Raw genomic sequence first — 20,250 nt, forward strand, 5'->3', positions numbered from 1 at the left:
AGGCGTCATCCCCGCGAAGGCGGGGATCCATAACCACAGGCGGTTCTAGTGGATCGAGGTGTTGGCAACAAGCCGCGTGCTACAAGTGGCCATCACGCCGGATGGATCCCGGATCGGCGCGCGCTTTGGGCGCGCTTGTCCGGGATGACGTAGGGAGGGAGCTGCGGCTCCCCATGCATTGCGAGCCCTACGCTTCTCCGACCGTATCGAACATCGCCGCGTCCATCGCCTCCGCCGTGCTCTTGCCGGCCCACACCACGAACTGGAACGCCGGGAAGTAGCGCTCGCAGGCATGAATGGCGCCGGCGAGCATGACTTCGCATTGCGCGGGCGAGGCGGTGAGGCCGCCCGGCAGCACCAGCGCCTGACGGTGCATCACCATGCCGGTGTTGGTCCACAGGTCGAAATGGCCGACCCAGAGCTGCTCGTTCACGGCAGCGACGAGCCGCTGCACCTCGCTGCGGCGCGCGAGCGGAATCTTCATGTCGAAGGCGCAGGCCAGATGCAGCGCCTCGATCTCCCCCATCCAGGTGAAGGAGAGCTGGTAGTCGGTCCATTGCCCCTTGGAGACAATGGTGAGCTCGTCCTCGCCGGAACGTTCGAACGGCCAGTTGTTGCTGGCGGCGATGTCCTCGACCACCGCGAGCGGATGGTTCCTGGAATCGATAGTGCCTTCGAGCAGGGACATGCCGTCTCGACCTCTTGCCTTCTTGTTGTCTTTGATACGCACGCGGTTGGGCCCGACGCGCGCTCCCTAAACGTCGCTACGGCGTCCCCTCGAAATCGCCTTTGCAATCTCCTCAGAGTCGCTGTTGCGATCCCTCGGATCAGCGCGGGCCTGTCGCGGATCAAGTGATGTGATTTGCGGAATCTGCGCAACGGGGTCGCGAGTCCGTCCACAAGCCAGGACTCGTTCGTCCACAGCTCATCTCCGCCACAATTCTTAACAGACGAGAACAAACCGGAATCGGATTCCGCAAAAGCGCCCGCCGCAAATTCCGCCGGGCGAGGGCGGGACCGCCGTGCGGGCATGGGACCATGCGCTCTGCCCATGCGGAACGCGCTTGCCGCGCCGCCATGCCGGCGGCATAGTTCCGCCCAGGCCGTTCATTCCGGACGGCCGATGTTCTCAGGGCGGGGTGAAAGTCCCCACCGGCGGTAAGGGCCGAAAGGCCCAAGCCCGCGAGCGCCTTCCGCGAGGGTTATCCCGAAGGGAAGGGTCAGCAGATTCGGTGCGACTCCGAAGCCGACGGTTAAAGTCCGGATGAAAGAGAACGGTCGCTGGCAGACGCATCGCGAGGTGCGGCTGTTTTGTCGTTCCGTGTGCCCTGATTCTGGTCCTTAAACCGAGGAAAGCCATGAATCAGATGCTGCAAGATCCCCAAACCGAAACGTCCCACACACAGCCGCCGCCGGTTCCCGCGGACCCGGCACCTTCGCATCCGCGCTTCGCCAAGCCGCAGCGGGTGGCCTTCGTGCAGGCCTGCTGGCACTGCGACGTTGTCGCGGAAGCCCGCATCGCCTTCATGAAGGAGGCGGAAGCCCGCCACCTCACCCACGTCGATGTGTTCGAGGTGCCGGGCTCGTTCGAGATCCCGCTGCACGCGCAGGTCCTCGCCAAGACGCGGCGCTACACCGCGATCGTCGCGGCCGGCCTCGTCGTCGACGGCGGCATCTACCGCCATGAATTCGTCGCCGACACCGTGATCAAGGCGCTGATGGACGTGCAGCTGCGCACCGAGGTGCCGGTGTTCTCGGCCGTGCTGACGCCGCAGCAATTCCACGAGACCGAGGTGCACTACGACTTCTTCCGCAAGCACTTTGCGATCAAGGGCGTCGAGGTCGCGACCGCCTGCGCGGAGACGTTGCACGGCCTGGAGCGGCTGCGCGGCCAGGTCGCGGCGGGGATCGTGGGGTAGGCAATGGTCATTCCGGGGCGCGCGAAGCGCGAACCCGGAATCCATTGATCGACAAGAAATTGCTGCAGGATGGATTCCGGGTTCGGCGCTGGCGCGCCGCCCCGGAATGACGGTGTCAGTCGAACAGGCTCGACACCGATTCTTCCGCCGCCGTGCGCGCGATCGCGTCCGAGATCAGGCTAGCGATCGGCAGGGTGCGGATGTTCGGCGCCTTGGTCACCGCCTCGGTCGGCAGAATGGAGTCGGTGATCACCAGCTCCTTCAGCCTGGAGCCGGCGATGCGCGCGGCGGCGCCGCCGGAGAGCACACCGTGGGTGATGTAGGCGTAGACGTCCTTGGCGCCCTTGGCGAGCAGCGCATCGGCCGCATTCACCAGCGTGCCGCCGGAATCAACGATGTCGTCGACGAGGATGCAGGTGTGGCCGGAGACGTCGCCGATCACGTTCATGACCTCGGACTCGCCCGGCCGCTCACGGCGCTTGTCGACGATCGCGAGCGGGGTATTGATGCGCTTGGCGAGGCCGCGCGCGCGGGCGACGCCGCCGACGTCGGGCGAGACCACCATCGTCTTTGTCAGGTCGAACTTGTCCTTGATGTCGCGCACCATCAGCGGCGCAGCGAAGAGGTTGTCGGTCGGGATGTCGAAGAAGCCCTGGATCTGGCCGGCGTGCAGGTCGAGCGTCATGACGCGGTCGACGCCGGCCTGCGTGATCATGTTGGCGACGAGCTTGGCCGAGATCGGCGTGCGCGAACCGGACTTACGGTCCTGCCTGGCGTAGCCGAAATAGGGCAGCACCGCGGTGATGCGGCGCGCCGAGGAGCGGCGCAGCGCGTCGGTGATGATGAGCAATTCCATCAGATGGTCGTTGGCGGGGAACGAGGTCGACTGGATGATGAAGGCATCCGAGCCGCGGACGTTCTCCTGGATCTCGACAAAGATCTCCATGTCGGCGAAGCGCCGCACCACCGCCTTGGTCAGCGGCAGGTCGAGGCCCTGCGCGATCGCCTGGGCGAGGGCCGGATTGGAGTTGCCGGCGACGAGCTTGATGGAGCCGTTTTTGGCCGACATGGACGCTTCCTCCCGCGCTTTGCTGGATACGACCTTCAACATCAGAAAATACCCGCTGGCAGCACGGTTACGACGGGCGAGGAAATATCAGGCGGAAGGCCGCAATGGCAACCCGGGATGCTACGTTTTCCCTTTGAAAATCCTGAGTCGGGCCAACGGCTTGGCCGCAAGTTGGGGCCGTGGTTTAGCGGGGGTTATGGCTCGGCATAGCCGAGCACTGATGCCGACATATCCGGCGCGGGAGCGTCCTTGACGACACCGGCCACCGCCGGTCCCCGCAATGCCGGAGCCGCGCCAGGGGCATCCGGCGTTCCGTTGATCATGTTGGAAAGTCCGCTGAATCCGGCCTGGGCGATCTTCCGCAGCACGAGGTCGTCGGCAGCAGCCCAGGCATCACGTGTCGCGTCGCGCCCAGCCTTGGCCGAGGTCGGTTCCTCGCCGGACAGGCGCAGCGCGCGCTGTTGGTTGGCGTCGTAGACGTCCCAGACCCAGGCGATCACGGTCTTGCCGCGCACCACCTGGGCGGAGAGGTAGCTGCGCACACGATAGGCAGCCGTGCCCTCGCGGGAGACCACGGACAGGCTGCGCAGCTTGGATTCGCTGTCGAGCACGCCGACCATGCGGTCGAACACTTGCGGTGGCGGCCCGTCGATCGATTCGAAGGCGACCGTGGCTCCGCTGCTGGCGCTCGGGGCCATCGCATAGGAATTGACGGCACTGCCGCCACCACCGGCGCAGCCGCCCAGCGCGGCCGCTGCCGCCAGCAGCATGACGGCCAGCACGCGCGAACCCGCGCGGCGGAAGATGAATGACGCGTCCCTCATTATGGAGGGCAGCGATATCGTTAAAATCGATTAAGGTCTAGGGCGGGCGCGACACAGGCCACTGTCTGCGCACGGTCATTCCGGGGCGCGCCTACTTGGCGCGAACCCGGAATCCATTTCTCCGGGTTCTCGCTTCGCGAGCCCCGGAATGACACGGGGTTGCCCCTGTGTTCACGCTTCAAGCGCGATGGCGTGAACGTGGCGGCCGTAATCGGGCTCCTTGCGATGCACCGAGCGGCGATAGCTGAAGAAGCGCTCGTCGGCGTAAGTGTCGAGACCGAGGTCGTCGATCATCAGGATGCCGGCGGCTTCCAGCCGCTGGCGGATGTAGCCGGCGAGATCGAACATCGCGTGGCCCTCGCGCACCGAGGGGATGAAGAACATGGCGTTCTCCGCATCCGCCTCGATGAAGCGCGCGACGAATTCGTTGCCGACCTCGTAGCTGTCCTGGCGGATCAACGGGCCGATCGCGGCGATGATGCCGCCGCGCGTGGCGCCGAGCTTCTCCATCGCCGCGATGGTGGCTTCCAGCACGCCCGTCAGCGCGCCCTTCCACCCCGCATGCGCGCCGCCGATCACCCGCGCTTTCGGATCGACGAACAGCACCGGCCCGCAATCGGCGGTGGAGACGCCGAGTGCGATGCCTGGCGTTTTCGTCACTAGCGCATCGCCTTTCGGCCGCGGTCCGCTCGGCCACGGTGTCTCCGCAATGAGCACGTCGGGCGAATGGATCTGGTGCAGGCTGAGGAAGCGCTCAGGCGCAACGCCGACATGCTCGGCCATGCGGCGCCGGTTCTCGGCGACCAGCGCCTGATCGTCGTTGGAGCCGAGCCCGCCGTTCAGCGCGGAATAGATGCCGCCGGAGACGCCACCTTCGCGGGTGAAGAAGGCATGGCGCAGGCCGGGCACGGCGGACAGCAGCGACGAAGCAATCGTCATGAGGCCTCTCCTGCCTGTTCGAGATCGCTGAGGCCGGCAAGACCTGTCAGTCGCGGCTCGGAGATGCCGAGCACCTTGAACATCGAGCCCATGCCGCCACGCCCGGTATCGGTCAGGCGCTTGAGCGCCACCGAAATGTCGGTGGCGACGTCGGGCGCTGCTTTCTGCATCAAGGCGGCGGCGCGGGTGTCGATGCCGATCCGCTTGAGGAAGTCGCCTTGCGTCACCGGCCCATGCACGCGCGCGCCGACATCTTCGGCCGCGCGCGCCAGCGCCTGGAAGTCGACATGGGCGGTGACGTCGGCCTGGCCCGGCGCCTTCAAGGGATCGGCGAAGGTGTGGCGCGCGATGGCCTGGAACGTATCGCCGGCATCGCTGCGCAGATGGCCGTAATCGATGATCAGCGCCGCGCCGTCCTGGTCGCGCACGCGCGTGGCGAGCTTCATGATCTCGCCGTCCGGCCGCCACTCGAACACGGCGCCAATGGGGGCGGCGCGCACCAGGGGCGGCAGCAGCACGTCGAAGCGGGGCGTCGGCTCCGGCGCCGCGCCGAACTGAAGCTTGCCGTTGGGATCGATCTCGATCACGCGCTCGTGCCAGCCGTTCTCGTGGCGGATCATCTGGTGGATCGGCAGCACGTCGAAATATTCGTTGGCGAGGATGACGCTCGGGCCCTCCGGCACCTCGTCGATGCTGTCGTGCCAGGCGATGTTGCGCACGTTGGCGAGCGTCGCGCTCTGCCGTTCCCGCAACACGGGATTGACCTCGACCATGTGGATGTGGAGCGCCTGGTAGAGCGGCGGCAGCACGCGGAGCGCGCGCAGCGCATCCGCCATCATGGTGCCGCGGCCGGGGCCGAGCTCGATCAACCGCAAGAATTGCGGCGAGCCCATCTGCTTCCAGACCGAGGCGGTCCACAGGCCCAGCAGCTCGCCGAACATCTGGCTGACTTCGGGCGCCGTGGTGAAGTCGCCCTCGCGCCCGAGCGGATCGCGCGAGACGTAATAGCCGTAGCGCGGATGCATCAGGCACAGTTCCATGTACCGCCAGACCGGCATGGGCCCGGATGATTTGATCAGCGCCTTGATCTCGTTGAGGAGCGGCTGGTCGGTCACGGCGATCTTCTCGAAATGAATTAACGAATTGCCTGGACGGGCGTCGGCGCACCGCGCCTGACAGCCCATACAATAAGTATGAGGCCGACAATAAGCATCGGAATCGACAGCAGCATGCCCATGGTTAATCCGCCCCAGAGAAAACCGAGCTGCGCGTCCGGTTCGCGAAAATGCTCGCCGGCAATGCGGGCCAGGCCATAGACCAGGATGAAGGCGCCAAGGATCATGCCGGGCCGCTTCAGCGCACCGAACCGGATCATGATCGCCAGCACCGTGAACAGCAGGATGCCCTCCATGCCGGCTTGGTAGAGCTGGCTCGGATGGCGCGGCAGCTGCGTCGGATCGTTGGGGAAGATCATCGCCCAGGGCAGGCTCGGGTCGGTGGCGCGGCCCCACAATTCGCCGTTGATGAAATTGGCAATGCGTCCGAGCAAGAGCCCGACCGGGGCGACCGCGGTGGTGATGTCGCCAAGCGACAGGATCGAGATGCCATTGCGGTGGGCGAACCACATCACCGCGACGACGCAGCCCAGGAAGCCGCCGTGGAACGACATGCCGCCCTCCCACAATTTGAAGATCGCGGCGGGATGATCGATGAAGAACGGCAGGTTGTAGAACAGCACGTAGCCGGCGCGGCCGCCGAGGATGATGCCGAGCGTGACCCACAGGATGAAGTCGTCGATTTGCACCAGCGAGATCGGTGCCGGTCCGCCCCACAGGCGTTCGCTCTTCAGCAGCGCGCGGGCATAGAGCCAGCCGAATACGATGCCGCAGATATAGGCCAGGGCGTACCATTTGATCGCGAATGGACCGATCTCGAGCGCGATCGGGTTGAAGGCGGGGAAGTCGATCAGCAGAAGCGGCATCGCGCCTTCTATGTCGAAGCGGGGTCGCGGCGGTCGGGCGCCGGCTGACGCCCCGTGATTCCTCTTATGCAGGGACGTTGAATACGATTGCAAGGAAACCGGCGCATGACAAGGATACCGCCCGCTTCGCCCTTGAACCGACCCCGTCGGATTGCCATTGTCTCGGTGAGTTCGCGCAAAGTTTATCGGAGGCCCGCAATGACCCAGACCAGCAACCGGTTTTTCGACGAGATCGGCCGCCTGATGAACGACGCCGCCGGTGCTGCTCAGGGCGTCAAGCGCGAATTCGATTCCGTGATGCGCAGCCAGGCCGAAAAATTCCTGCGCGACATGGACCTCGTCAAGCGTGAGGAGTTCGAGGCGGTCAAGGACATGGCGCGCCTGGCGCGCGAGGAGAACGAGGCGCTGAAAGCGCGGATCGCAGCGCTGGAGGCAAGGCTGGGGGGGACCCCGACGTCGTAAAGCGCGGTCTCTCTAACCCTCCCCCTCCAGGGGAGGGTACCAGCCCATTCTCCTTGTCATTTCCGCAGCTTCCGGGTAAAAGCCCGCCACGTCCGCGGCCCCCGCACCCCTGGAGGCTTGCTGCGGACCATGCCATGGGCCGCCTTGCGGCCCATTAACTTTTGCAAAAACAAGGACTTAACGACATGGCGACGACCGTCAAGGAATTGAAGGCGACCGCACGTCCGAAGAGCGGCAAGGGGGCCGCCCGGGCTGAGCGTCGCGCCGGGCGAGTGCCCGGAGTGATCTACGGCAACAACCAGCCCCCGCTCACGATCTCGATCGAGGATCGTGAACTGCGCCAGCGCATCCTTGCCGGCCGGTTCCTGACCACGCTGGTCGACATCGACCTCGAGGGCAAGAAGCACCGCGTCATTCCCCGCGACTACCACCTCGACCCGGTCAAGGACTTCCCGATCCATGTCGACTTCATGCGGCTGGGTGAAGGCGCCACCATCCGCATCAGCGTTCCCCTGCACGTCGTGAAGGCGGAAACCTCCCCGGGCGTGAAGCGCGGCGGCACCGTCAACATCGTCGCCCACGCGATCGAGCTCGAATGCGGCGTCGAGAGCATCCCGCAATCCATCGAGGCCGATGTCGGCTCGCTCGAGATCGGCCACTCGCTGCATCTGGCCGACATCAAGCTGCCGGCCGGCGTCAAGGCGCTGACCCGCGAGGACGCGACCCTCGTCACCATCGTGCCGCCGTCCGGGTACGCCGAAGAGCAGAAGGCTGCTGCTGCGGCTGCCGCTGCTGGTGCGGCCCCGGGCGCTGCGGCAGCTCCGGCCGCTGGTGCCGCGGCTCCGGCTGCTGCTGCTCCCGCCGCTGCTGCCAAGGCTCCCGCCGGCGGCGACAAGAAGAAGTAATCTCTCAAAGCTGGCGCGCGGCTCCTCGCCGCGCGCCGAGCGAGGGGCGCGCCGCGTCATGCGACTCTTTGTTGGGCTTGGCAATCCCGGCGCGAAATACGCACGCAACCGGCACAACATCGGCTTCATGGCCGTCGACGAAATCGCGCGGCGTCATGGCTTTGCGCCGTGGCGCCGCCGCTTTCAGGGCGAGACCTCGGAAGGTGCACTCGGACCTGAGCGCGTGATCCTGCTCAAGCCCACGACCTACATGAACGAGTCCGGCCGCAGCGTTCAGGAAGCGGCGAGCTTCTTCAAGATCGCCCCAGGCGACACCACCGTGTTCCACGACGAGCTCGAGCTGCCGCCGGGCAAGGTGCGGGTGAAGATCGGCGGCGGCATCGCCGGCCATAACGGCCTGCGCTCGATCTCGGCGCATATCGGCAACGATTATCGCCGGGTCCGGCTCGGCATCGGTCATCCCGGCGTCAAGGAACTGGTGCACGGCCACGTGCTGTCGGACTTCGCCAAGGCCGACAACGAATGGGTGACGACGCTCTGCGACGCGGTGGCCGAGCACGCCGGGCTGCTTGCCAAGGGTACGGATGCGACCTTCGCCAACAGGGTGCATCTGGCCATGCAGGCGAAGGGATTTTTGACCAAGGACGAGAACGGCAAGGAATAACGCCTGTCATCGCCGGACTTGATCCGGCGATCCATCCTGCGAAGACGATGGATGCGCGGGTCAAGCCCGCGCATGACGACTTCGGAATACATTGACGCGCGGAGCGCGGAGGCCAGGACCACCATGGGATTCAAATGCGGGATCGTCGGATTGCCCAATGTCGGCAAGTCGACCTTGTTCAATGCGCTGACCGAGACGGCCGCGGCGCAGGCCGCGAACTATCCGTTCTGCACCATCGAGCCGAATGTCGGCGAGGTCGCCGTCCCTGATCCGCGGCTCGACAAGCTCGCGGCGATCGCCAAGTCGGGCCAGATCATCCCGACCCGGCTGACCTTCGTCGACATCGCCGGGCTCGTGCGCGGCGCTTCCAAGGGTGAAGGTCTCGGCAACCAGTTCCTGGCCAATATCCGGGAGGTCGACGCCATCGCGCATGTGGTGCGCTGCTTCGAGGATTCCGACATCACCCATGTCGAGGGCAAGATCGCCCCGCTCGCGGACATCGAGACCATCGAGACCGAGCTGATGCTCGCCGACCTCGACAGTCTCGAGAAGCGCGTCGACAATCTCACCAAGAAGGCCAAGGGCAACGACAAGGACGCCAAGGAGCAGCTCGATCTCGTCAACCGCACCCTGGTGCTGCTCCGTGACGGCAAGCCCGCGCGCCTCGTCGAGCGCAAGGCGGAGGAGGAGCGGGCGTTCTCGATGCTCGGCCTGTTGTCGTCAAAGCCCGTGCTCTATGTCTGCAACGTCGAGGAAGGCTCGGCTGCAACCGGCAACGCATTCTCCAAGGCGGTTGAGGAGCAGGCGGCGAAGGAGGGCGCGGTCGCTGTCGTCATTTCCGCCAAGATCGAATCCGAGATCGCGACCATCTCACGTGACGAGCGCGCGGATTTCCTGGAGACGCTGGGCCTCGAAGAAGCCGGCCTCGATCGCCTGATCCGCGCCGGCTACACCCTGCTCGACCTCATCACCTACTTCACCGTGGGCCCGAAGGAAGCGCGCGCCTGGACCATCCATCGCGGCACCAAGGCGCCGGCGGCGGCCGGCGTGATCCACACCGATTTCGAGAAGGGTTTTATCCGCGCCGAGACCATCGCGTATGACGATTACGTCGCGCTCGGCGGCGAAGCCGGTGCCCGCGATGCCGGCAAGCTCCGCCTCGAAGGCAAGGACTACGTCGTCGCCGACGGCGACGTGATGCATTTCAGGTTCAATACGTAGGCACCAACATCGGTGCTGTAGGGTGGGCAAAGCGAAGCGTGCCCACCGCCTTCCTCATATCGCGGAATGATCGTGGGCACGGCGCTTTGCGCCTTTGCCCACCCTACGGCGCTGCGCGCGCCCCGGAATGACGGGCTACCGCATCCCTGATCCCTGGTCCCTGATGGCGCCGAGATGCTCGTTGATGCGGAAGACGATCAGGATCAGCTCGGCGACGATGCGCGAGAACACGATGCCGACGACGACGCTGGCGATCGACGACAGCAGCACCAGAAAGCCGCCGAACGGGCTGATCGCCATCGCAGCCAACCCTGAGAAGATGCCGGAGAGGCCGAACAGGCAGATCAGCGCGATCACCAGCCAGTAGAAGGTCTTGATGATCGTCGGCGTGATGAAGCGGTCCCATTGGAACAGGTCGCTGAATGAAAACATTGCTCTCCCCAGGGCAGATCGGGACTTCAAATCGGGACTTCAAATCGGGCTTCGGCCGTCGACCGATCCGACTCAAATCAACGCCGATCCCGAGTATGTAGCACGAGCCATGCGGGCCGGCGGGTTGAGATTGCCGCAAAGTGCGGCCACAATCTGTCATTCCCGCAAAGCTTTCCCGAGATGACCCTGACCTTCGAAGATTTCCCGCCCGGCCGGTTCGGAACGTTCGGCCCGCGCCATGTCACCCGCGACGAGATCCTGGCCTTTGCCGCCGAGTTCGATCCGCAGCCGATGCACCTCGACGAGGCGGCAGCGGCCAAGAGCATGCTGCGCGGCCTGTCCGGTTCGGGCTGGCACCTGTGCTCGTTGATGATGCGGATGATGGCCGACGGCTTCATCACGCGCGCCGCGTCACTGGGATCTCCTGGCGTCGACGAGGTGCGCTGGCTGTCGCCGCTGCGGCCCGGCGACGATCTCACGCTTGATGTTGACGTCGTGGAGGCGCGGGTCTCGAAGAGCCGACCTGAGCTCGGCATCGTCAAGTTCAAATGCACCGCGCGCAATGCGGCGGGGCAGGCGCTCGCCGAGATGACCTCGCCGATCCTGATCAAGCGGCGCGAGGGAGCGGCCTGATGCGGTTTTTCGAAGACATTGCGATCGGTCAGCGCCGCGAGATCGGCACCTATACGTTCACGGCGGAGTCGATCAAGACATTCGCCGCCAAGTTCGATCCGCAGCGCTTTCACCTCGACGAGGAGGAGGGCAAGAACTCGCTGTTCGGCGGGCTCGCCGCGTCGGGCTGGCATGTCGGCTCGGCCTGCATGAGCCTGCTTGTCGCCGACGGCCAGCATCTGGCGCGCGAGGCCGTCTCGCGCGGCGAAGAGGTTGCGGTGTGGGGCCCGTCGCCGGGCTTTCGCGACCTGCGCTGGATCAGGCCGGTGCTCGCGGGCGACACGGTCAATTACGTCAGCGAGGTCGTCGACAAGCGCACCTCGGCATCGCGTCCCGGCTGGGGCATTTTGACGGTCCGCACCACCGGCACCAACGAGCGCGGCGAGGAGGTCTATTCCATCACCGCGACTGCCTTCGTGCCGCTGCGCAAGGGGTGATTTAGAATCGATCGAGCTGATCGCGATTCCTTTACCTCTCCCGGCTCGCGGGGAGAGGTCGAATTCGATCGCAGATCGAATTCGGGTGAGGGGGTACAGAGCTTTCGACAACCGCATCTGCGGAGAGAGGCCCCTCACCCCAACCCTCTCCCCGTAAGAACGGGGAGAGGGAGAAGAGAAACCAGCCGAGTGTTGCCCGCGCGCTATGGACGCGATTCCGGGTGGCTGCCATAAGCCTGCGCAACATGGTGACCCCGCGTTTTGGCGGAACCAGTGAGTTGCTAACTAATTATGAACCTGTCGCTGTCTATTTGAAACGAATTGGCAGACGACAGGGGACGAGGACCATGGCTGACCGCGGCGCACTCAAATTTGTTGGATTCATCTTCGCGACTGCGACGCTGGCCGTGATGCTCGTCGCCGGCATGGTGGTGAAGGGCTATGCCGATGGCGCCTACACCCTGGAAGCCTCGACCGTGGAAGCGGCCCGGTAAGAATTCGTTAACGATCGCGGCCGGCATCCGGCCGCAGCTCAGCGGCTATAGACAAACGCCAGGATGGCGATCGCGACCGCCAGCAGCCCGACAAAGCGCAGCATGATCGTGCCGAATTGATTCGGCGCGGGCCGCAACGGGATCGGATCCGTGGTGTCGGGCCGAATGCTTTCCATCTGAAATGTCCCCTGAGCCCGGCCGTAGCTGCACGGGCAATTGGCGTTGGTCGTCGGGAAGGGGCGGAGGGTTCAAAGCGGAGTCTCGTGTCCCGGACGCGCTGCAGCGTGCAACGCTGCTGCGCAGAGCCGGGACCCAGTGGCCACACTGGAGAAATGCTGAGACATGGGCCCCGGCTCTGCGACGCGTCACTGCGTGCCGCATCGCGTCCGGGGCACGAGACCAACCAAATCAAAACCGCCGCGTCCCTTCCGGAACGCGGCGGCCAATGATGCGTTCGCGCTGGCGATCAGCTGTTGCGCAGGCCGTCGGCGGCGCGCTTCCACTGCGCGACGTTGTCGGCGATCATGCGGGTCGACTTCATCGCGGCCTGGCTGAGCTGGGCGTAGCCGGAGATCTCGCGCTGGACGCGCTGGCCTTCGGCGTGCAGCAGGTCGCGCAGGCTCTCGAGCTCGGAGATCAGGTTCTCGATCTCGGCGAGCGAGGTGCCGGCGACGCGCTGGATCAGCGAGTTGACGTTGTTGACGGTGGCTTCGGCGCTCGGGTCGAGCGGCGGCGCGTCGGTGGTGCCAGACGCCGGACGGCGTAGATAGGCGATGTCGTTGCGGACGAAATCGCGGATGCCGGCTTCGACCTCGGTCACGGCGGCGAGGTTGGTATCGACCGTTTCGGTCTCGGTGGCTTCGACCTTTTCAGGACGCATGGCGTTCATCGTTGTTCCCCTGTTCGCGTTGAGCGCAGCGCGAGTGTCCCCCGCACGACGACGTCTGTGAGGCAGGCCGCATCAGGGCGTCCGATTTTGACCGCAAATGGGCCGAGATGCGGCAAGGCCGGACGATTCGGGGGTTTTGCCGTGGCGTATGGTTAGGGAAGTGTGAATGGGGGGCCGGAAACCGAACCTCTACCCCTCATGGTGAGGAGCGCGCCCTTCGCGCGCGTCTCGAACCATGCAGGCCCCGCCGTAGCAGCGCAGGCTTCGATCCTTCGAGACCCGCTCCTTCGGAGCCCCTCAGGATGAGGGGAAAGAGTGGAGGCTTCGGCTCACCAGCTCTTCTTGAATCCCGCCGTCACGCTCTTGTTCAGCGTGCCTTGCGGGGTTTCACCGACCGAGCCTGATACGGTGACGTTGTCGAACAGCTTCTGCTCCGCGCCGAGCTTGCGCAGCCATTTGTCATCGGTGGTGGACAGCGTCTGGCCGGCAATGATGCTGGTGCCGGTGTCGGTCACCGTGACCTTGGCGCTCTGGTCGGTCTCGTAATTGCGCGTGACGTGGCCGCCGATGCCCGGGACCGCTGTGGTGCCTTGCTGGTTGACGCTGTAGCCGTTTCGCAGCGTCAGGGAGGTGTCGCCCGACAGCGGCACCGATTTGGTCAGTGACGCCCCGATCTTGCTGTGCTCGGCGCCGGGATCGACCCTGGCTTCCACCGCGGTCTTGTCCCAGATCGCGCCCGCGCCCGGCGCGGTTGCCGTCGCCCAGGCGCTGCCCGAGGATTGCGGCAGGCTGCCGCCGTTGGTGGCCTTCTGCGCCAGCAGCTCGGACATCGTCCTGGGCTCGCTCGTCACCGTCATGTCGGCACCGATCCGCGCATCCCAGAACGAGGACACCGATTGCTTCACGGTCACCGCCGAGGAGCCGTTGGCATTGGGGTTCGACGACCAGTCGAGGCCTTCCCTGGCGGCGGCCTGCGCGCGTTTCTTGGCGGCCATCGGGTCGATGCCGGTCCCGGCATCGACCGCGAGCTGACTCCAGTCGAGCTTGTCGACGTCGATGCCCTTCATGATGTCGGGATCATTGACCTCGGGGGCTTCGGCCGCCTCGGCCTCGTCGTCGGCTGCCGGTGAGGAGAAGGGCGGAATGATCTGTGCCTGTAACGTCAGCACCGAGCCCAGGATGAATGCGGCCGCCAGCAAAGGCAGCCTGGTCCAGCCAAACCCTGTCGAGAATTCCATCGTCCTGCCCACGAGCCCCAGCGCATGCTATCCGCCTCACTGTAGCGGCCGCACTGACCATGCGCCATTCCGCCGCCAAAAGTGCCGATTTATCGTTGCGGAATTGTGGCGGTTCGCCAGGGGGCGCGAACCAACGGGCCGCGCGAAAGGCGCGCGCCCGATGACGAGCTCGTGATGCGATGGCATCCGGCGGGGCTGGAGGCCGGGATGTCGCGATCGCCTCGTCATCGGTCCCGAACAGCGGGGCCCGTTGGCGTCCCCCCTAAAGCGCGATGATCATCATCGCGCTTCAGGTTGTTGTTTGCGCAGGATCTTTTCGGAAGACCGCTCCGCACTTTGCGCTAACGCGGCCCTTCGGGGCCGGATCATGCGTTAGCCGACGCTCGTCATCTTCGGCAGATGAATGGCGCGGCCGAGTGCCTGCTCGACCAGGTCGAACGTGTCGATCAGGACGCGCATGCTGATCAGCTTGCCCGCCTTGAACTGGGCGAACTGCGCCACGCGCAAGCTGATCGGCTTGTTGGAATCGAGCGCCGTCAGCGAATAGCGCAGCATCGAGGCGGCGGAATCGACGCCCAGCATGATGCTCTCGCGGTCGAAGCGGCGGACGTGGAAATTGTCGGCGAGCTGGCGGATGACGTCGAGCACGGCATCCTTGCCTTGGCGCGCGCCGAGGAACGGAAACATGTCGATCGGGCCGTAGAGCGCCCATTCGACGTCCTCGTCGATCAAGGCCTCGATATCCCTGAAATGCCGGTCGTTGATCGCGCGGTGCAACGCGCGCGAGAAACGCCAGAGGCTGTGCTCTGTCATTTGGGGCAGTCCTGAAGCTGGCTTTACGGAAAAACGGCAAACAACCCCACGCACACTCGGGCGCCGGGGCTCAACTCATTTGTATACGAATAAATTAGCAGATTTCGGCCAAAACGCTATTCACGTTTTCGCAATGCACACTTGATCGTTCTTTGTGAAATTTACAATAGAACCCCGTAATTGTCCGGTCCCGACGCTCACTCCACCCCGGCGAGCAGCGGCCCGATCTCCCGTTCCAGCACCTGCTGCACCAGGTCGTAGGAATCGATGATCTCGCGGATCTCAGCCACCAGGGCGCCCCGGAAGGTATAGAACACCGCCATGTCGAACTGCACCATGCGGCCGTTGCTGCGCTTCTTGAAATAAGCGTGCATGTAGGTCGCGACCGCCTCGCCCTCGGCGACGATGTGCGGCGTCTTGTAACGAACTTCCGAATAGCGCGACCAGACCGTCTGCCAGAGATCGCGCAGCTCCTGCTTGCCATGGCGCGGCACCATGTGCGGCAGCACGTCGATCGGCGCGTGGGTGAGGAAGTCGACGTCGTCGGTGCAGCAGGCCAGCGCCGCCTCGATATCGCCGCGCGCGAAGGCATCGAGCAGGTGCACGACGCGTTGGCGATTCAGCTTCTCCACCGTCATTCCGCCCCGCCCTGATTAGGCTCCGCGGCGGTCCGCAACGCTAACGCGTGGCATCGCCGATCGACAATCGGAAGATTTCACAGGGTTTGACGCAGGAGCGCAATGCCCGGTTCATGGTGTGCAATTACCGGTTGAGTCACGGCATGGCTGCACGAATCCGCACGGCATGCGGTGGCCTGGCGCGCAACGCGCATGGAGCCGTGCGCAAGGTCACCTCGATCAGCTGTCTCCACAGCGTCATGGCCGGGCTTGTCCCGGCCATCCACGTCTTTCCACGCCGCACCAAGAACGTGGATGCCCGGGACAAGCCCGGGCGTGACGACCTCTGCAAAATTCAAATGCGATTGCCCTGTCGCGTGGAAGTCTCTCCGGGGCCGCTGAGTGGGTTCGCGGAGACTGACCGCATCCGAAGAGCGCCGCCGCTCCCGCGTGACCCATCTCACATCACCCCACCGGCGCTGCGACTACCGTCATCGGCATGTCATCAGGGAGACGTGCCATGGCCGCCATTGCCACCGCCAGAAAGTCCCGCCTGCATAACGCGCTCGAAGGCCTCGCGCTGACCGCGACCCTGCAGAGCTTCCCGACCTTCGCCGCTGCGGCCTTCCTGCTCAAGCTCTGCGGCGACCACGACCTCGTCGGCGATCCCGGCGTCGCCATCTTCGTCGCGGTTGCCTCGCTCGCCCACGCGATGCTGGCCGTGACCTTGGGTCCGAGCTTCCCGCACCTGTTCAAGACCGTCTATGAGCCGAAATTTTTCGAGGCCCATCTGTCGCTCGACGACAAGATCACGGCCTGGCGCACCCAGCCGGCGGCCTCGCTGCAATTGGTGACGATTGTGCTGCTGCTGTCGGTGATGGCGGTCGTGACGGCGAGCGTGGGGTGAGGGATAATCTCTCCTCGTGTCATTCCGGGGCGCCGCAGAGCGGCGAGCCATGATGCGCAATTGCGCATCTGAGACTCCATAACCACGAACGTCGCGGATGACCCTACGCGCGCCTACCTCTTCTTCCACCCGCCGCGCCGGCCCGGCGCGCCGCCCGTCGACTTCGGCGCCGGCCCGAACTCCGGCCCCGACTGCCGTGAATCCGTCGGCTGGATGATGCGGCTGGTGCTCCCGAACGGCTTTGACGGCAGCGCGCGGCTCTCGCGATAGGGCAGCGATTCCGGGCCGTGCATCTCGTCGAGATGCGGCTTGTGCACGCGGGAGCCCTTAGCCCCGCCGGCTTTGAGCGCGGTTGCGGCGCTCTTGTTCTTCATGGCGCTGACGGGGAGGTTGGCGGCATCGCCATATTTCTTCGCCCCCGCATAGGCGCCGGCCTTGCCCGCGACAATGCGCTGCTTGGCAGTGGGATCGTCGACCACGGCGAGCTCGGTGGCGCGCAGGCGCTTGACCTCGTCGCGCAGGCGCGCGGCTTCCTCGAAATTCAGATCGGCGGCGGCCTCGCGCATCCTCGTTTCGAGATCGGCGAGCACCGCCTCGAAATTGTGGCCGATCGAAATGACGTCGTCGGTCATGTCGTGGCCGCCGACCTCGACCAGCACGTGGTCGCGCTCGTAGACCGAGTTGAGGATGTCGCCGATCTGCTTCTTCACGCTCTCCGGCGTGATGCCGTTGGCGTTGTTGTACTCGACCTGCTTCTCGCGGCGGCGGTTGGTCTCGGCGATGGCGCGCTCCATCGAGCCGGTCATCTGGTCGGCGTAGAGGATCACCTTGCCGTCGACATTGCGCGCAGCGCGGCCGATGGTCTGGATCAGCGAGGTCTCGCTGCGCAGAAAGCCTTCCTTGTCGGCGTCGAGAATGGCGACCAGCGCGCATTCGGGAATGTCGAGGCCTTCGCGGAGCAGGTTGATGCCGACCAGCGCGTCGAAGGCACCGAGCCGCAGATCGCGGATGATCTCGATGCGCTCGATCGTGTCGATGTCCGAGTGCATGTAGCGGACGCGAATGCCCTGCTCGTGCAGATATTCGGTGAGGTCCTCGGCCATGCGTTTTGTGAGTACCGTGATCAGCGAGCGATAGCCCGCTTGCGCGGTGGCGCGGACTTCGCCGACGAGATCGTCGACTTGCGTGCGGGCGGGGCGAATATCAACGGGAGGATCAATCAGCCCGGTGGGGCGAATGACCTGCTCGACGAACACGCCGCCGCTCTCGTTCAGCTCCCAGCTGCCCGGGGTTGCCGAGACCGCGATGGTCTGCGGCCGCATCATGTCCCATTCCTCGAAGCGCAAGGGCCGGTTGTCCATGCAGGACGGCAGGCGGAAGCCGTATTCGGCCAGCGTCGCCTTGCGGCGGAAGTCGCCGCGGAACATGGCGCCGATCTGCGGGATGGTGACGTGGCTCTCGTCCGCGAAAATGAGCGCGTTGTCGGGCACGTATTCGAACAGCGTCGGCGGCGGCTCGCCGGGGCGGCGGCCGGTGAGGTAGCGCGAATAGTTCTCGATGCCGGCGCAGCTGCCCGTCGCCTCCATCATCTCAAGATCGAAGGTGGTGCGCTGCTCCAGCCGCTGCGCTTCCAATAGGCGCCCCTGGTTGTGGAGCTGGTCGAGCCGCTGCTTGAGCTCTGATTTGATCGACTTGATCGCCTGCACCAGCGTCGGCCGCGGCGTCACATAGTGCGAGTTGGCGTACATCTTGATGAATTCGAGCTCGTCCTGCTTGTGGCCGGTGAGCGGATCGAACTCCTCGATATTCTCGATGGTGTCGCCGAACAGGTTCACGCGCCAGGCGCGGTCTTCATAGTGCGCCGGAAAGATGTCGATGACGTCGCCGCGCACGCGAAACGTGCCGCGGGTGAAATCGGCCTGGGTGCGCTTGTATTGCAGCGCGACGAGATCGGCGATCAGCTGGCGCTGGTCGATGCGCTCGCCCTTCTTCAGCGCGAAGGTCATCGCGGTGTAGGTCTCGACCGAGCCGATACCGTAGATGCAGGACACCGAGGCGACGATGATGACGTCGTCGCGTTCGAGCAGCGCGCGCGTCGCCGAGTGGCGCATGCGGTCGATCTGCTCGTTGATCGACGAATCCTTTTCGATGTACGTGTCCGTGCGGGGCACATACGCTTCCGGCTGGTAGTAGTCGTAATAGCTGACGAAATACTCGACCGCGTTGTCAGGGAAGAAGTTCTTGAACTCGCCATAGAGCTGGGCGGCCAGCGTCTTGTTCGGCGCCAGGATCAGGGCCGGGCGCTGCGTCGCCTCGATCACCTTGGCCATGGTGTAGGTCTTGCCGGAGCCGGTGACGCCTAACAGCACCTGCGAACGGTCGTTGCGGTTGATGCCCTCGACCAGTTCGGCGATCGCGGTCGGCTGGTCGCCCTTGGGCTCGTAGGACGACTTGATCTCGAAGCGCACGCCGCCTTCGGACTTCTCCGGGCGCGGCGGCCGGTGCGGCGTCCACACCTTCATGGAGCCGTCGTCCTTGCGGAACTCCGGCCGGCCCTCGCGGATCAGCGATTCCAGCGCGTCCGCGGTGGCCTTGACGCCGAGTGCCTCCATCTTGGAACGCGGCGGCCGTGCCAGCGCCTCGGCATCGTCCTCCTCGGTGGGCAAGCCGAGTTGCCGCGCCAGTTCCGGATCGAGTGTCGGAATGGTGGCCGCGGTTCCGTAATTGGCCTGCGGCGCCTCCTCCAGCCCAGCTAGCTCACTGGACTGCCGGGCGCCCGGCGGTTGCGGATTGGGCCGCAGCGGCATCGGCCGCGCCGCGTCTTGCGGAAACTCCTTCGGCGTCGAAGCCCGCGCGCGATGCGCGGCGGCCTCGCCCCCGGCACGGCGGTCGCGCGAATTGTCCGGCGGCGGCTGCAGGCCGGTGCCCGATCCCAGGCCCGCATCGCCGCGATTGATCGCGGGATTGAGCAATTCGGCCAGCGCCGGCCCGATCGGCTGCACATCGGGGCGATGCGCCTTCGAGTTCGGAGCCTTGGTCTTGGGGGATTTGCCGGATTTTTCGGAGGATGCAGGTTTCTTCGCCATGGAGCGAATATGGGACGAGTCCGCCCCGCGATAAAGGGCGAATGCCCGTCGCGATGCAGGCTGCTGACAGCAGGTTGGCAGCAGCCTTGCGGTTCACGCCGTCGGTCGCGGCCCCTCGTCTCCGGCGGTGACGTTCGGCTCGAGGATATCGAGATGAATGCCGCCGCAATCGGTGCAGCGCATGGTCCAGTACTCGCATCCGGCGCGGCCGCCGATCACGCGGAGCACCGTGAGATCGCCGTCGCATTCCGGGCAGTTGGACAGCACTGCGCGGGCGTAGATCCGCGGCTGCGCCGCGTCGGTTTCGATGAAGGACATGACCGGTTTCCCCCTTTGCGCCGCCCTGTCGTCTGGTCCGTCTGCGGACCCCCTATCTGTCGTCGCCGGCCCGCCGCCGGAAACGATCGATGTGGTGCTTGGCATCGGCGATCGCGGCATCGCGATCGGGCCAGGCGAAGCCGACCTCCATGGCCGGAAACAGCACGCCGTCGATGGCCACCGGGCTGAGATCGGCACGGCGGATCCGCGCGTGCCACAGCCCCTTGCCAGCTTCGAAGGATTCGATGTCAAAGCCGTCGTAGAGGGTCGTCATAGTGTAGGTCCCACGTTTCTTTTCGGAGAGTCAGGGGACCACGTTTGCGGATTTTGGGATGTGAAGCCGTTCACAAGCAGGCGGCTTTT

General features: G+C 65.2%; 24 protein-coding genes and 1 riboswitch. Of the genes, 9 read left to right on the forward strand and 15 right to left on the reverse strand.

Annotation, left to right across the window (positions count from 1 at the left end; all coding sequences use genetic code 11):
- Positions 1–187 precede the first annotated feature (187 nt).
- Entirely contained in the window at positions 188–688 is a 501-nt protein-coding gene (locus HZZ16_RS30650; protein ID WP_197953676.1) for a type III secretion system chaperone family protein, read from the reverse strand.
- Positions 689–1,121: 433 nt separating this feature from the next.
- Positions 1,122–1,280, forward strand: a riboswitch (FMN riboswitch).
- 78 nt (positions 1,281–1,358) lie between these two features.
- Here HZZ16_RS30650 and HZZ16_RS30655 point away from each other — a divergent pair.
- Complete coding sequence (locus HZZ16_RS30655; protein ID WP_197953678.1) at positions 1,359–1,919, forward strand: 6,7-dimethyl-8-ribityllumazine synthase; 561 nt, start codon at positions 1,359–1,361, stop codon at positions 1,917–1,919.
- Positions 1,920–2,034: 115 nt separating this feature from the next.
- Here the strand turns inward: HZZ16_RS30655 and HZZ16_RS30660 are convergent, their stop codons facing one another.
- The 5 genes from HZZ16_RS30660 to lgt form a co-directional block, all read right to left on the reverse strand.
- Positions 2,035–2,988 carry a ribose-phosphate pyrophosphokinase gene (locus HZZ16_RS30660; protein WP_197953679.1) on the reverse strand — a complete coding sequence of 318 codons (954 nt, stop codon included), beginning with the start codon at positions 2,986–2,988 and terminating at the stop codon, positions 2,035–2,037.
- A 194-nt stretch (positions 2,989–3,182) separates the two neighbouring features.
- Positions 3,183–3,812 (reverse strand): hypothetical protein, encoded by a 630-nt coding sequence (locus tag HZZ16_RS30665; RefSeq protein ID WP_197953680.1) that lies wholly within the window; start codon positions 3,810–3,812, stop codon positions 3,183–3,185.
- A 171-nt stretch (positions 3,813–3,983) separates the two neighbouring features.
- Complete coding sequence (gene pgeF, locus HZZ16_RS30670; RefSeq protein WP_197953681.1) at positions 3,984–4,751, reverse strand: peptidoglycan editing factor PgeF; 768 nt, start codon at positions 4,749–4,751, stop codon at positions 3,984–3,986.
- Complete coding sequence (locus tag HZZ16_RS30675; RefSeq protein WP_197953682.1) at positions 4,748–5,866, reverse strand: class I SAM-dependent methyltransferase; 1,119 nt, start codon at positions 5,864–5,866, stop codon at positions 4,748–4,750. The genes pgeF and HZZ16_RS30675 overlap by 4 nt, the downstream gene beginning before the upstream one ends.
- A gap of 20 nt (positions 5,867–5,886) precedes the next feature.
- On the reverse strand, positions 5,887–6,732 hold the full coding sequence (gene lgt / locus HZZ16_RS30680) for a prolipoprotein diacylglyceryl transferase (RefSeq protein WP_197953683.1): 846 nt from the start codon (positions 6,730–6,732) through the stop codon (positions 5,887–5,889).
- Between the two features lie 198 nt (positions 6,733–6,930).
- On the opposite strand from lgt, the gene HZZ16_RS30685 reads away from it, so the two are divergent.
- The 4 genes from HZZ16_RS30685 to ychF all read left to right on the forward strand — a co-directional run bounded on the left by HZZ16_RS30685 (position 6,931) and on the right by ychF (position 9,984).
- Positions 6,931–7,194: an accessory factor UbiK family protein gene (locus tag HZZ16_RS30685; protein WP_197953685.1), complete on the forward strand. Its 264-nt coding sequence runs from the start codon at positions 6,931–6,933 to the stop codon at positions 7,192–7,194.
- 185 nt (positions 7,195–7,379) lie between these two features.
- Positions 7,380–8,099 carry a 50S ribosomal protein L25/general stress protein Ctc gene (locus HZZ16_RS30690; protein WP_197953687.1) on the forward strand — a complete coding sequence of 240 codons (720 nt, stop codon included), beginning with the start codon at positions 7,380–7,382 and terminating at the stop codon, positions 8,097–8,099.
- 58 nt (positions 8,100–8,157) lie between these two features.
- On the forward strand, positions 8,158–8,763 hold the full coding sequence (gene pth, locus HZZ16_RS30695; protein ID WP_197953689.1) for an aminoacyl-tRNA hydrolase: 606 nt from the start codon (positions 8,158–8,160) through the stop codon (positions 8,761–8,763).
- Positions 8,764–8,886: 123 nt separating this feature from the next.
- Positions 8,887–9,984: a redox-regulated ATPase YchF gene (gene ychF / locus HZZ16_RS30700; protein ID WP_197953690.1), complete on the forward strand. Its 1,098-nt coding sequence runs from the start codon at positions 8,887–8,889 to the stop codon at positions 9,982–9,984.
- 135 nt (positions 9,985–10,119) lie between these two features.
- Here ychF and HZZ16_RS30705 read toward each other — a convergent pair whose 3' ends face one another.
- A complete protein-coding gene (locus tag HZZ16_RS30705) occupies positions 10,120–10,416 on the reverse strand; it encodes a DUF4282 domain-containing protein (protein WP_028134403.1) in 297 nt (98 codons plus the stop codon).
- 180 nt (positions 10,417–10,596) lie between these two features.
- Between HZZ16_RS30705 and HZZ16_RS30710 the strand changes: the two genes are divergently transcribed.
- From HZZ16_RS30710 to HZZ16_RS30720, 3 genes are all read left to right on the forward strand, one after another.
- Positions 10,597–11,049: a MaoC family dehydratase gene (locus tag HZZ16_RS30710; RefSeq protein ID WP_197953691.1), complete on the forward strand. Its 453-nt coding sequence runs from the start codon at positions 10,597–10,599 to the stop codon at positions 11,047–11,049.
- A complete protein-coding gene (locus HZZ16_RS30715; protein WP_197953692.1) occupies positions 11,049–11,525 on the forward strand; it encodes a MaoC family dehydratase in 477 nt (158 codons plus the stop codon). Before HZZ16_RS30710 ends, HZZ16_RS30715 begins: the two co-directional genes overlap by 1 nt.
- Before the next feature lie 347 nt (positions 11,526–11,872).
- On the forward strand, positions 11,873–12,019 hold the full coding sequence (locus tag HZZ16_RS30720; protein WP_027545961.1) for a hypothetical protein: 147 nt from the start codon (positions 11,873–11,875) through the stop codon (positions 12,017–12,019).
- Between the two features lie 38 nt (positions 12,020–12,057).
- Here HZZ16_RS30720 and HZZ16_RS30725 read toward each other — a convergent pair whose 3' ends face one another.
- The 5 genes from HZZ16_RS30725 to HZZ16_RS30745 form a co-directional block, all read right to left on the reverse strand.
- Complete coding sequence (locus tag HZZ16_RS30725; protein ID WP_007614812.1) at positions 12,058–12,195, reverse strand: hypothetical protein; 138 nt, start codon at positions 12,193–12,195, stop codon at positions 12,058–12,060.
- A gap of 290 nt (positions 12,196–12,485) precedes the next feature.
- Positions 12,486–12,908: a hypothetical protein gene (locus tag HZZ16_RS30730; RefSeq protein ID WP_197953693.1), complete on the reverse strand. Its 423-nt coding sequence runs from the start codon at positions 12,906–12,908 to the stop codon at positions 12,486–12,488.
- Between the two features lie 329 nt (positions 12,909–13,237).
- Positions 13,238–14,146 (reverse strand): hypothetical protein, encoded by a 909-nt coding sequence (locus HZZ16_RS30735; protein WP_197953694.1) that lies wholly within the window; start codon positions 14,144–14,146, stop codon positions 13,238–13,240.
- Between the two features lie 372 nt (positions 14,147–14,518).
- Positions 14,519–14,959 (reverse strand): nuclear transport factor 2 family protein, encoded by a 441-nt coding sequence (locus HZZ16_RS30740; RefSeq protein ID WP_197953695.1) that lies wholly within the window; start codon positions 14,957–14,959, stop codon positions 14,519–14,521.
- 197 nt (positions 14,960–15,156) lie between these two features.
- Positions 15,157–15,597: a nuclear transport factor 2 family protein gene (locus HZZ16_RS30745; RefSeq protein WP_197953696.1), complete on the reverse strand. Its 441-nt coding sequence runs from the start codon at positions 15,595–15,597 to the stop codon at positions 15,157–15,159.
- Between the two features lie 499 nt (positions 15,598–16,096).
- Between HZZ16_RS30745 and HZZ16_RS30750 the strand changes: the two genes are divergently transcribed.
- Complete coding sequence (locus HZZ16_RS30750) at positions 16,097–16,483, forward strand: hypothetical protein (RefSeq protein WP_197953698.1); 387 nt, start codon at positions 16,097–16,099, stop codon at positions 16,481–16,483.
- A 113-nt stretch (positions 16,484–16,596) separates the two neighbouring features.
- Here the strand turns inward: HZZ16_RS30750 and uvrB are convergent, their stop codons facing one another.
- From uvrB to HZZ16_RS30765, 3 genes are all read right to left on the reverse strand, one after another.
- Positions 16,597–19,569 carry an excinuclease ABC subunit UvrB gene (gene uvrB, locus HZZ16_RS30755; RefSeq protein WP_197953700.1) on the reverse strand — a complete coding sequence of 991 codons (2,973 nt, stop codon included), beginning with the start codon at positions 19,567–19,569 and terminating at the stop codon, positions 16,597–16,599.
- Between the two features lie 93 nt (positions 19,570–19,662).
- On the reverse strand, positions 19,663–19,887 hold the full coding sequence (locus HZZ16_RS30760; RefSeq protein WP_197953702.1) for a hypothetical protein: 225 nt from the start codon (positions 19,885–19,887) through the stop codon (positions 19,663–19,665).
- Between the two features lie 52 nt (positions 19,888–19,939).
- Positions 19,940–20,161, reverse strand: a complete 222-nt coding sequence (locus tag HZZ16_RS30765) for a hypothetical protein (protein WP_197953703.1) — start codon at positions 20,159–20,161, stop codon at positions 19,940–19,942.
- Between the last annotated feature and the right edge of the window lie 89 nt (positions 20,162–20,250).

Source organism: Bradyrhizobium glycinis (assembly GCF_016031655.1).
Classification (GTDB): Bacteria; Pseudomonadota; Alphaproteobacteria; order Rhizobiales; family Xanthobacteraceae; genus Bradyrhizobium; species Bradyrhizobium glycinis.